The organism is Pseudarthrobacter sp. 01T43 (genome assembly GCF_056398665.1).
In genome coordinates, this window is sequence record NZ_JBFTPV010000003.1 from 215,318 (window position 1) to 227,488 (window position 12,171).

General features: G+C 67.4%; 11 protein-coding genes. 10 read left to right on the forward strand and 1 reads right to left on the reverse strand.

What is annotated here, in order from left to right; translation table 11 throughout:
- Positions 1-62: 62 nt before the first annotated feature.
- Complete coding sequence (locus AC1DIM_RS04440) at positions 63-1,373, reverse strand: cell division protein PerM (RefSeq protein WP_477709279.1); 1,311 nt, start codon at positions 1,371-1,373, stop codon at positions 63-65.
- Positions 1,374-1,597: 224 nt separating this feature from the next.
- On the opposite strand from AC1DIM_RS04440, the gene AC1DIM_RS04445 reads away from it, so the two are divergent.
- The 10 genes from AC1DIM_RS04445 (at position 1,598) to AC1DIM_RS04490 (ending at position 12,106) form a co-directional block, all read left to right on the forward strand.
- Positions 1,598-2,059 carry a DUF4383 domain-containing protein gene (locus AC1DIM_RS04445; protein ID WP_477709280.1) on the forward strand — a complete coding sequence of 154 codons (462 nt, stop codon included), beginning with the start codon at positions 1,598-1,600 and terminating at the stop codon, positions 2,057-2,059.
- Between the two features lie 300 nt (positions 2,060-2,359).
- A complete protein-coding gene (locus tag AC1DIM_RS04450; protein WP_477709281.1) occupies positions 2,360-2,965 on the forward strand; it encodes a helix-turn-helix domain-containing protein in 606 nt (201 codons plus the stop codon).
- A gap of 162 nt (positions 2,966-3,127) precedes the next feature.
- A complete protein-coding gene (locus tag AC1DIM_RS04455) occupies positions 3,128-4,471 on the forward strand; it encodes an MFS transporter (RefSeq protein WP_477709282.1) in 1,344 nt (447 codons plus the stop codon).
- Positions 4,472-4,485: 14 nt separating this feature from the next.
- Positions 4,486-5,892: an FAD-dependent oxidoreductase gene (locus AC1DIM_RS04460; RefSeq protein ID WP_477709283.1), complete on the forward strand. Its 1,407-nt coding sequence runs from the start codon at positions 4,486-4,488 to the stop codon at positions 5,890-5,892.
- A complete protein-coding gene (locus AC1DIM_RS04465) occupies positions 5,889-6,995 on the forward strand; it encodes a CaiB/BaiF CoA transferase family protein (RefSeq protein WP_477709284.1) in 1,107 nt (368 codons plus the stop codon). The genes AC1DIM_RS04460 and AC1DIM_RS04465 overlap by 4 nt, the downstream gene beginning before the upstream one ends.
- On the forward strand, positions 6,992-7,825 hold the full coding sequence (locus AC1DIM_RS04470) for an enoyl-CoA hydratase-related protein (RefSeq protein WP_477709285.1): 834 nt from the start codon (positions 6,992-6,994) through the stop codon (positions 7,823-7,825). Before AC1DIM_RS04465 ends, AC1DIM_RS04470 begins: the two co-directional genes overlap by 4 nt.
- Positions 7,826-7,851: 26 nt before the next feature.
- Positions 7,852-8,835, forward strand: coding sequence for a dihydrodipicolinate synthase family protein (locus AC1DIM_RS04475; RefSeq protein WP_477709286.1), 984 nt, complete (start codon positions 7,852-7,854; stop codon positions 8,833-8,835).
- Complete coding sequence (locus tag AC1DIM_RS04480; RefSeq protein WP_477709287.1) at positions 8,835-9,668, forward strand: SDR family oxidoreductase; 834 nt, start codon at positions 8,835-8,837, stop codon at positions 9,666-9,668. The genes AC1DIM_RS04475 and AC1DIM_RS04480 overlap by 1 nt, the downstream gene beginning before the upstream one ends.
- A gap of 28 nt (positions 9,669-9,696) precedes the next feature.
- Complete coding sequence (locus AC1DIM_RS04485; RefSeq protein ID WP_477709288.1) at positions 9,697-11,178, forward strand: aldehyde dehydrogenase family protein; 1,482 nt, start codon at positions 9,697-9,699, stop codon at positions 11,176-11,178.
- A 109-nt stretch (positions 11,179-11,287) separates the two neighbouring features.
- Positions 11,288-12,106 (forward strand): HNH endonuclease, encoded by an 819-nt coding sequence (locus AC1DIM_RS04490; RefSeq protein ID WP_477709289.1) that lies wholly within the window; start codon positions 11,288-11,290, stop codon positions 12,104-12,106.
- The last annotated feature ends 65 nt before the right edge of the window (positions 12,107-12,171 follow it).

Below are 12,171 nucleotides of genomic sequence, written 5' to 3' on the forward strand. Positions count from 1 at the left end.
GCAAGTCTCTCCACACGGTCACCGTGGACCTGCCAACCCTGAAGGTCACGCGCCAACGAAACCTAGCGGACCAGTTCCGAGTCCTCTTCCACCTGCTGCTGGCGTTCCAGCCACGGCCCGGCCGCGTAACCGATCACGACGCCGATTCCCACTTCCGCGGCCAGCCACAGTCCCAGCCACAAGGGGTCCGGTCCGATGTCGTTGAGGCGTCCCAGTCCCGCAGAGCCGCGTGCCAGCCAGGCCAGTCCGGCCGCCAGCAGGCCCGACACGGCACCGATCAGGACCCCGAGTGCAAGGGTGGACGCGGTGGCCGTGAACCAGCGGGCGTGCACTTTGATGGACAACCATTCATCGAAGTGGTTCTCGCCTTCACGCAGGAACCACCAGCCGGCCAGCACGCCCGCCAGGACCGGGACCACCAGGGCCACAAACCCGTAGTCAAGGGGACCCGACGGGATCGCGGCGAAAACAGGGATGGCGGGCAGCGGCCCGGTTGCGGTGCCCAGCGGCCCCACCTGGGAGCCGACGCCCACGGCGAAACCGGATCCGGAGATCCAAGCCAGCGCAAAGACCGCGAGGTTGGGCAAGTAGCCAAGCTGCGCGATGGTGAGCGCCGCACCCCCTACCGCGCCGGCGTGGACCGCTTCATACACCGCCAGCACCAGGTTCCAGTGGACGAAAACGTCAACGGCCAGGAGTACACAGGCGAGCGTCAGCGCGGACGCCAGGGCCAGGAAGCCGGCCTTCGCGGCGGACCCAAGGTAGGACCCGGCCCAGCGCGAATGCTGGCTGGTGCGCGAGATCCAGTCCACGGCGTCGACGCCGATCAGCCGGCTCCACGAACCGGCCTCGCGACGGGCCCCAATGACCATGCCCAGGGCGAAGGGGATCAGCGGGATCAGCATGGCGTGCCAGATGTTGATGACGACGTCCGGAGTGCGGCACACAAACCCAGTGGCCGCACCGAAGGCAGAGTAGACCAGCCAGGAACCGAGCACAGCCTGCCAGAGCTGGTCCGTATACGAGGCCCTGGCCAGGCGCCGTCCGGCCCGCCAGGCGAGCAGGAACGGGATCAGGGTGAGCCCCAGCGGAATCAGGGTCAGCATGCCCGAGCTCGTACTGCTGGCCGCACCGGTTCCGACGTCGGCCAGTTCCAGCGGCACGCCGTGGATCAGGAGCCACGCCTGGCCGGCGAGCCGGGCCAGTGTGTCGAACGCCGTGTTCTGGAAGCCGCCCGTCGCCCAGACGGCGACGACAGGAACGAGCACCAGCAGCGCCGAAATAATGGCTGCCTGCGCCGTTTCGAGGGCGCCCTGCAGCCATAAGGGCATGGGAAGGCCACGGTCTCCGGTCTGATCAGCGCGCAGTTTCATCGTGTTCCATGGTGTCACGGCCGGACCCGGCAGCCCGTCTGCGACAGGCTCATTCGGCGAGGAGACCCGCCTCACCAGAGTTCGTAGCCCGTGACGCTGATCATGCACCCGTGCCGGGTGCGCACGTGGGCGCACAGAAGTCGCCATCGGGGCGCTTCCGGCGCTTTTTCCCTGGCTCCGCCGTAAAATTGGAGTGTCCGCAATCAGTGGTTGGAGGCAGAAAAATGACTACCGCATCCCCACATGCACACGGCATTCACTTCGGGCGCGCAGACGTCCAGAATGCGGGCATGGGTGTAGGTATCCTCATGTTGGTAGTGGGTGTCCTGGGCTTTATCCCCGGCATCACCACCCGGTACGGCGAATTGATGTTCCTAGGGCCTAATTCCCACGCCATGCTCCTCGGTGCGTTCCAGGTGTCCATGCTGCTGAACATTGTGCAGCTGGCCATCGGCGCCACAGGCTGGGCGATGTCCCGGAGCGAACACGGTGCGCGCAATTTCCTCATGGGCGCCGGTGCGCTGTACATCATCCTCAGCATTTTCGGGCTTAGCGTCGGTGTCGGGTCGGCGGCCAATTTCCTGTCGCTGAACATGACGGACAACTGGACCCACCTGGTGCTGGGCGTAGCGATGATCGCTTGCGGCTGGCTCCTGACCCGCACCAGGGCCGGGGACAGGGCGTAGCCCGGAAAGACAAACCGGGACATAGGAGCCGCGCATGAGGAATGATCCGTAAATTCTGAATATTCGTCCTACTCGCCGGTGCAGTCGGCGCGGTCCCGCGATCGGCTGCACCGGCTTCTTTGTGCCGTCTACCAGCCGTGCGAGATGTCGCGCTGCGCCAGCTGCGGCCCGCACGGCGCGCCCACCAGCCAAAACACGCACTCCTGTAAATTTCTTCACTTTAGTTAAGGAAAACCATTGACTCGCTAAAAATCTTCACTATAGTTATGTGAGTCAGATCACCCTAGTGAAAGATTCACCATGACCACCGAGAGCGCCACCCCCGCCCCGCCAGCTACCAGCGCACTGCTGGCAACTGTGGGCAACAAGGTGCGTGCCATGCGCAAGGAAAAAGGCATGACCCTCGCCAAGCTCTCGGAAAGCACCGGCCTCAGCCAGGCGATCGTCAGCCAGATCGAACGCGGCATGGCGAACCCGTCCTTCACGACGCTGGCGCAACTGGCCCACGGCCTGGACATTCCGGTAGGGAAATTCTTCCTCGGCCAGGAAGAAACCAGGTCCCCCGTGGTCCGCAAAGCCGAGAGGCGCAACCTCAAAGGCGTCACCAAGAAATCCGTGGGAGAGGCAGTCTATGAACTGCTCACTCCTGACCTCAACGGAGCATTGGAGGCGCAGTGGATTGTCAGCCCTCCCGGCCACGACACCAGCGCAACCCCTTTCCGCCACAATGGCGAAGAGTTCGGCATTATCCTTTCCGGCAAGAAGGACATCTTCCTTGACGGCGAGTGCCACACCCTGGAGGCAGGCGACTCCATCACCTTCTCCTCGGACACCCCGCACTGGTACAAAAACAGCTACGAAGAGGTATGCGTAGCGATCTGGGTTAACGCACCTCACGCGTGGTAACCCCGCCGACCCCAACCGGCCGTTACTTTTCCATCTCCGCTGTCCCGGCCTGACCTGCGCCCCGACAGTCCTTGGATCCTGCGCATCTGCCGTCCTGCTTCCGGGACGCCGCTGCGTCATACCCTCCCACGCCCTCCCCGGCGTAAGCGTAAGGACACCTCCATGCTCGATATACAAGCGACGGACTCTCAACCAACAGGACGCAAAGCGACGGACAAAGCTGTCACGTCCGCCTCCCCCCGGTCCGCGAAATTGACCCCCGAAGTCCGCAAAGGCCTGCTGGGCCTCGGCCTCGGCAATGCCCTGGAATGGTACGACTGGATGGTCTTCGGCCTCTTGTCAGCCTTCATCGGCCCCAACTTCTTCCCCGCCACCGATCCGCTCTCCGCCACCCTGGACGCGCTGGCCGTCTTCGCCGTCGGCTTCGCCTTCCGCCCGCTGGGCGGCATCCTACTCGGAACGCTGGCAGACCGCGTGGGCCGCCGCCGCGTGATGCTGCTGTCCATCATGCTGATGGCCGGCACCACCCTTGTCATCGCGATTACCCCGAGCTACACCCAGATCGGCGCGTGGTCCGGCATCATCCTGCTGGCCTGCCGCGTCCTGCAGGGCATCTCCACGGGCATCGAAGCCCCTCTCTCCACCTCGCACGCCGTGGAACTGGTCCCCGAAGGCCGCGAAGGCTACGTGGCCGGCATTATGTCCTTCTACGTCAACATCGGCATCCTGCTCGCCTCCCTGGTCAGCTTCCTCTGCAGCCTGGTCCTCGGCGCCGCGGCCATGGGCGAATGGGGCTGGCGTGTCCCGTTCATCATCGGCGCGCTCTTCGGCTTTGTGGTGCTCTACCTCCGGCGGGCCCTGCCGGAAACCCTCAAGGCCGAGGAAATGGCCAGCAACACAACCGGTGCCGTATGGACCGGAGTCCGCAAGCACTGGCTCTCCGTCCTCGCCATCATCTTTGTAGTGGGCGCAGCCCAGGCCTACAACTACGCCTGGAACATTGGCCTCCCCAGCGCAGCACGCAGCGGGTTCAAGGAAGACCCCACCGCCGTCTTCGCCCTGACCACCGTCCTCGGCGTCATCCTGGTTGCCGGCAGCTGGATCATCGGCAAGTTCGCCGACGGCCGGTCCATGTCCCGCTGGTTCCTGATCACGCGCATCCTTGCCATCCCGTCGGTGTTCCTCATGCTGATGTACGTCCAGCCCGGCATCGGCGGATTTGCCGCAGTCCTCCTCGGCGGCTCGCTGGTCCTGGTCCTGAACATGACCCTCTACAACGTGGTCAGCTCGTCCCTGATGCCCAAGAACTGCCGAGGCGCCGGAGTGGCACTGGGCTACGGCATCGGCGTCGCCCTCTTCGGCGGCACCGCCTCCTACCTGCTGGTCTGGCTCCAGTCCATGAACCTCAGCTGGGTCTTCCCGGTCTACGTGGCTGTCCTGTCCGTCCTCAGCATCGTCTTCTATCTCGCCGCCCGCCGCCGCAACGGCATCTTCGTCGGAAACTAAAGGAATCTCCCCCCATGATCACCACAGCTAGCTTTGCCGCGCCCGAAAACACCTTTGCGGGCTCCCTGGAACTCGCCACTACGACGGCGGAACTCACCGCGCCGGTCATCTCCCGTTCGAACGTCCTGGTGGTTGGCGGTGGCCCCGCGGGTGTTGCCGCCGCCGTAACAGCCGCCCGTTCCGGCGCCAAAGTCACCCTCCTGGAACGCTACTCATCGCTCGGCGGCCTGGCCTCCGGCGGCATGGTCCTGGTGCTGGATGACATGATCAACGGCCAGGAAATCACCGTCACCGGCATTGTGTCCGAATACGTGGAGCGCCTGCAGAAGCTGGGCCTCGCCGTGGTCCCGCCCGCCGATGACCGCAAGACCTCCGAGGAACTCTGGAACAAGTGGGGCCGCTACGGGACCTTCGACTTCCACTCTCACACCACCCCCAAGCCGATCTGCTACGCGGCCGCCTTCGATCCGGACGGCTGGAAGCGCGTCTCCAACGACCTCGTCCGTGAGGCGGGCGTGGACCTGCGGCTGCACTCCTGGTTCTCCCGCCCCATCGTGGACAACGGCGTGATCAAGGGCGTCATCTGCGAGACCAAGTCCGGACCGCAGGCGTTCATGGCCGACGTTGTCATTGACACCACCGGCGACATCGACGTCGCGTCCCGGGCCGGCGCCAGCTACGCCAAGGACAACTACATCACCACCCTCGTCTTCCGCCTAGGCAACGTGGACACCACGGCGGCCGAGGCCTTCGAGCAGGCCAACCCGAAGGAAGCCCGCGCCATCAACCGCAAGATCAAGCGCCTCCTCGGCGGTGCCTGGGAGCTGTGGTGGCTCAAGACCCCCATCGACGGTGTGGTCTGGTGCAACGCGCCGCACATGTCCGGCTTCGACGGCACCGACCCGGCAGACATGACGGCCGCCGAGTTCGCCGCCCGCGACCGGATCTCCGAGGCCGTGGACTACGTCCGCGCCAACCTCCCCGGCTTCGAAAACTGCTACATGCTGGACGTCGCCTCCCAGATGGGCGTCCGCCAGACCCGCCTGCTGCAGGGCGAATACGTCATGACCAAGGACGACGTCACCCAGCGCAGGCACTTCGCCGACACCGTGGCCCGCGGCCGCGACTACTACTACCCGTACCGCTCGCTGCTCCCCCGCGAAGTGGACCAACTGCTCGTTGCCGGCCGCCACTACTCCGCCACCCCGGACGCGCAGAAAATGTCCCGCGAGATCCCGCCCTGCATGGCCATGGGCCAGGCCGTGGGCGTCGCAGCAGCCCTCGCCGTCGAAAACGGCACCCTGGTGCGCGAGGTATCGGCGCTAGACATCCAGCAGGGCATGCGCCGGCACGGCGCCGACCCGGGCGACGTCCCGTCGTCGAACGCTACCGTTGACGCGGATGCGGCGGTCCTCGCATGAGCACCATGACTATCGACCAGGCGGCAGAACAGACAGAACGCACGACGGCGGCACCCGCCGCTGCTGCGCCCCGCACCGCTGCTGAACCGGCAGTTACCCCGCTGCCGCTGGACGGCATCAAGATCGTGGACTTCACCCAGGTGTTTATGGGCCCGTCCTGCACCCAGATGCTGGGCGACTACGGCGCGGACATCATCAAGGTGGAGCGCCCGGGCGCCGGGGACATCTCCCGCAACTCCTTCCCGGACAAGGACGGCCAGGCGGAGAACCCGGGCATCATCTGGGCCTCCGGCACCGGCTTCGGCCCGCTGGGACCGTACTCGCACAAGGGCGGCCAGGACGCGATCGCGCAGGCCTATTCCGGGGTGATGTGGCGGCGCGAATCGGACGACCAGAAGCCGTCCATCTACCCCACCACGCTGTGCGATTACATCACCGGCATGCACCTGATGCAGGGCATCCTGCTGGCGCTGCGCACCCGGGAAACCTCCGGCGTCGGCCAGAAGGTGGAGGTGACCATGTACGATTCCATGCTGCACCTGCAAATGCAGGAAGCCTGCATGCAGCTCAACCGCGGCTACGAGGTCAACTGGGGCGCCATGCCCCTGAGCGGCGTGTTCGAAACCACCGACGGCGCCGTGTGCATGGTGGGCGGCTTCACCCCTGACCCGCTGGCCCGCATTTCCGAAGCCCTCGGCCTGGACGAAGACCTCACGCAGCGGCCCGAGTTCGCCAACCTCGAGCAGCAGTTCAAGCACAAGCCGGCACTGCAGGCGATCTTCCGCGAGCGCATCGCCACCAACACCACCGAATACTGGACGGGCAAGCTGGAGGACCAGGGGCTGCTCAACGCCCCGGTCCACACCCTCGAGCAGGCCCTCGCCGACGCCCAGACCGAAGCCAACGGCATGATCGTCGAAGCCGAACACCCCGGTGTCGGAACCGTACGCATGCTCAACGCGCCCATCCGGCTCTCCGCCACCCCGCCCACGGTCCGCCGCGTGGCGCCGCGGCTGGGCGAGCACAACGTGGAGGTCCTGCTGGAGAACGGCTTCGATCCCGAGACCATCGAACGCCTGCAGCAGCTGGGGGTGCTCCGGTGACCGCCGTCGCAGAGGAACGCACGACGGCGGCTGCGGCTTCCGCGCCCGTGGACCAGGTCACGCTGACCATCGAAAACCACGTCGCAACTGTGGTGATCGACCGGCAGCACGTACTCAACGCCGTCGACGGCACCGCCCAGGCCCGACTCAACGAGATCTGGGACCAGCTTGAGGCCGATCCGGACGTTCGTGCCGTTGTCATTACCGGCGCCGGCACCCGCGCCTTCTGCGTGGGAGCGGACATGTCCGCCTCCGCCGTGGACAAGACCGGCCTGGAGTACTGGGCCGGCCTGGATCCGAACGGGTTCGGCGGACTGAGCCTGCGCACCACCCTGGACATCCCGGTGATCGCCCGGGTGAACGGCTACGCGCTGGGCGGCGGCCTGGAGATCGTGCTCGGCGCGGACATCGTAGTGGCGTCGGGCAACGCGAAGTTCGGGCTGACCGAACCGCGCGTGGGGCGTTTGGCGCTCGACGGCGGCATCCACCAGCTGGTGCGGCGCATCCCCCACACCCAGGCCATGGGCATGCTCCTGACCGGGCGGAAGGCCGACGCGCTCGAAATGCAGTCCATGGGGCTCGTCAACGAGGTTGTCCCGGCAGCGGAACTCGACGCTGCAGTGCAGCGCTGGGTGGACCAGATCCTGGCGTGTGCCCCCACCTCCGTCCGTGCCGTCAAGCAGATGGTCACCCAGACCGGCCACCTGACCGCCAAGGAAGCCCGCGGTCTCCGGCTGCCGGCCCTGATGGCTGCGCTGGACAGCGAGGACTCGGCCGAGGGCGTGCGCGCCTTCCAGGAAAAGCGCCCGCCGGTCTGGCCGGGCCGCTGATGCCCAACCACTTCGAGGAGGATTCAATGACAGAATCACTGACTAACGGAACCGGGACAGACACCCGCGAATCACTCGCCCCGGGCGTCTGGGGCGTGGTGGCCACACCATTCCAGGGCAGCACACTCGACGTCGACCTGGACAGCCTGTCCGGGCTGGTGGAGCACTACGGAGCCATCGGCGCCACGGGCCTGACCGTCCTGGGCGTATTCGGCGAAGCCGCCGCCCTCACGGCTGAGGAGCGCCGCCAGGTGCTGGAGATCGCCGTCGAATGTACGGACCTCCCGCTGGTGGTGGGCGTGACGGCGCTTGCCACGCGCCCCGCCATCGACGAAATCCTCGCCGCCCAGGCGGTGGCCGGCGAGCGCCTGGCCGCCGTGATGGTGCAGGCCAACTCCGCACGTCCCGAGGTGGTGATTGCGCATCTGGACGCCATCCACCGGGCCACCGGCGTCAAGGTGGTGCTCCAGGATTATCCGCTGGCCAGCGGCGTCAGCATCAGCACCGCAGCGCTCATCTCGGTGGTGACCTGGTGCACGTTTGTCATCGCGGTCAAGGCCGAGGCCCCACCCACCAGCGTGGCCATCGCGGAGCTGACTGCCGCACTGGTTGGCAGTGTGTCCGTCTTCGGCGGCCTCGGCGGGCAGGGCCTGCTGGACGAGCTCCTGGCCGGTGCCGCCGGTGCCATGACCGGTTTCTCTTACCCGGAGGCGCTCATTGCCTGCGTGCGGGCCTGGCAGGAACACGGCTACCAGGCTGCGAAGGACCAGCTGCTGCCGTACCTGCCGCTGATCAACTTTGAGCAGCAGGCCAAAGTCGCCCTGGCCATCCGGAAGGAATGCTTGCGCGAACGTGGCCTCATCAAGGACTCGGGCGTCCGGGCGCCAGCTGCCGGCTTCCCCGAAAACCTGCGGTCCAGCATGGGAACCCACCTGGCCGAAGCTGCCGCAGCCCTGGAACTGCATATCCCCGCCCTCCGCGGCGCACACACGACGGCAAGGAGCTTCTGATGGATCTGGGAATCGCCGGCAAGACAGCCCTGGTGGCTGCGTCCACGGGTGGACTGGGCCTGGCCGTGGCCCGGGCCCTTGCGGCCGAGGGAGTCCGGGTGGCCATCGTCGGCCGCCGCCGGGACCGAGCCAAGGAGATCGTCGCCGAGCTGCAGGCCGCTTACAGCCACACCGGTGCCGGCAGTGGCGCGGCGGGCTCTGCCGTGCCAGGCTTTGATGCCGTGGCCATCGAGGCGGACCTGACCACGCAGGAAGGCATCGAGTCCGCCGTCGAGCAGACCGTGGCGGACCTGGGGCCCATCGACATCCTGGTCCTCAACGGCCCGGGTCCCAAGCCGGGCGCCGCGGCCACCCTCAGCCCCGAGGACATCGCCGCCGCCTTCGACCTGCTGGTCAAGCCCCACCACGCCATCATCTCCCACGTCCTGCCAGGGATGCGGGAACGGCGCTGGGGCCGGATCCTCGCAATCGGCTCCAGCGGAGTGGTGGCCCCGCTGCCCAACCTCGCCGTTTCAAACACCGGCCGGGCCGCCCTGGCCGGCTACCTCAAGACCCTGGCCGCGGAAGTGGCGCTGGACTCCGTCACCGTGAACATGGTGCTGCCCGGCCGGATCGCCACGGAACGGGTGGCCGAACTCGACCACGCCGCCGCGAAACGCCGTGGCACCACGGTGGAGGACATCCAGCTCGAATCCCGCAAGACCATTCCCGCCCGCCGCTACGGCGAACCCGAGGAGTTCGGCGCCGCCGCCGCGTTCCTCTGCAGCGCCCCGGCGTCGTACATCACCGGTGTTGCACTCCGGTGCGACGGCGGCCTGATCCGCAGCCTCTGACTCCCCCACTCTTTCCGAAGGAAACCCCATGACTTCCACAGCCACCACGTCCACCGCCACCGAACTCCTCACCGCCCGGCACCTCATCAACGGCGAATGGCTCGGCGAGGCCAGCACCGAGCGGATGAACCCGGCCCGCCCGGGCGAGCTCGCGGCCCTCTCCCCCAGCGGCTCCGCCGAGGACGTGGACGCCGCCATCACCGCGGCCGCCGCCGCGCAGCCGGGCTGGGCCGCCCTGCCCGCACCCTCGCGGGGCGCCATCCTCATCACGGCCGGGAACCTGCTGATCGACCGGCAGACCGCCATCGCCGAGGACCTGGTCCGGGAAGAAGGCAAGACCCTCGCCGAAGCCAAGGGCGAGGTCAAGCGCGCCTCGGACGTACTCCGGTTCTTCGGCTCGCTCGGCTGGGCCGCCACCGGCGAAGTGCTGCCCAGCGGCCTGCCGGACACCACCATCACCACCCGTCGCGAGGCGCTCGGCGTGGTGGGGCTCATCACGCCTTGGAACTTCCCCATCGCCATCCCGGCCTGGAAGGCTGCCCCCGCCCTGATCAGCGGCAACGCCGTGGTCATCAAGCCCGCCGAACTGACCCCGCTCTCGGCCACCCACCTGGCCCGGGCGCTGCAGGACGCCGGACTCCCCGCCGGCGTGTTCAACGTGGTGCACGGCAAGGGCCGGGTGGTGGGCGATGCCCTGGCCCGGGACCCGCGCGTCGCCGGGCTCTCCTTCACCGGGTCTACCAACGTGGGGCTGGGCCTGCAGGAAATCCTGAATGCCCGCCGGGCCCGCGTGCAGCTGGAAATGGGCGGCAAGAACGGCGTCCTGGTCCTCGACGATGCCGATCCCCGCAGAGCTGCCCAGGTGGTGGCCGCCGGCGCGTTCGGCCTCACCGGCCAGGCATGCACCGCCACGTCCCGCGTCTACGTCACCCCCGGCATCCGGTCCGCGTTCCTCGAGGCGCTCACCGAGGAAGCCGCGTCCTACAGCACCGGCGACGGCCTCGACAGCGACGGCCCCAACGCGGTTCGGATGGGCGCTGTGGTGAGCCGCCAGCAGTTCGAGCAGGACCAGGCTGCGGTGCGTTCCGCCGTCGAGCGCGGCGCCACCCTCCTGCACGGAACGTCCGACGGCGACCCCGCCGGCGCGCTGTTCTTCCCTGCTGCGGTGCTCACCGGCCTGCCGTTCGACGACGCCGCCGTGACCGAGGAGATCTTCGGTCCGGTGGTGGCTGTCCTCGAGGTCCCCGACTAYGAGGCCGGRCTCGCCGCCATCAAYGAYTCCCGCTAYGGCCTSACCGCMGGCRTYTGCACCGAYTCSCTGGCMYKSGCCACGGATTTCGCYGCMCGCGCSCAGGCKGGCGTGATCAAGGTCAACCGGCCTACTGCGGGACTGGACCTCAACGTGCCGTTCGGCGGTGTGAAGGACTCCTCCACCAACACGTTCCGCGAGCAGGGCCGGTCCGCGCTGGACTTCTTCACATGGGGCAAAACCGTCTACACCGGCGTGTAAGCCGCCACCAAGACCGCCGCTCCCTCAGTTCCCCCAACTGAGGGAGCGGCCTTTTGCTGTCCGGCCCTTGCTGCCGTTGGACGAGCCATCCCGCTGGGACAATGGCCCTATGAACGCCATCATCGTGGGCTGGGACCCGGCCAACAGGAAACGCTGGAACTACGCGGCCATTGTTGAACAGGTCAGCACTTCAGGGCTGCACCTGGAACCGTGGGGCGTGGGCCGGAGCGTTGCCGCCGGCACGGACGTGTGGTTGCTTCTGTTGGGAGCGAACCACCGCGGCCTGATCGGCCACGGCGTCGTGGTCGGCGAGGACACTGTTCAGCCGCAGGTGGCGTTCGATGCGCTTCTTCCCCTTGGCGACCAAGTACCCGCAGAGATTCTCAACAAGGCAATGCCCGGCGTCGCGTGGGAAAGCACTGAAATCGAGGGCCTGGCGGTCGGCCCCGGCGACGCTGCGGCCATCCGCAGTCTCTGGGCCGAATTCGGGCCGCTGCCGGGGCCGCACCCCACCGAGCTGCGCCCCGGCACCTACCCGGACGAGGCCGTCACCCGTGTGCCACTCAACCGGTACGAACGTGATCCCGAAGCCCGGCGGGCGTGCATCGCCCACCGCGGCAGCAGCTGCGCGGTGTGTGGCTTTTCGTTCGAAGTCGCCTACGGGGAGATCGGCAAGGACTTCATTGACGTCCACCACGTGGTGCCGCCCGGGCGCCTGGGCGGCGACTATCAGCTGGACCCGCTCACGGACCTGGTCCCCCTGTGCGCCAACTGTCACGCCATGGCCCACCACGCAGTGACCACCCCGAGGACCGAGGTGGAACTCCGGCGCGCCATTGCCGACGCCGGATTCCTGACGGGATCAGTCGTCACCCCCGCAGAACTTGAGGCACAGCGGGTGGCCCTGGAAATCCTGGGCCCTCATTAGGTCCTGTTCACCCAACCTTTCCCTCGGCTCAACCCGCGTGACCCCGCATCGTCAAGCGGCGGGCG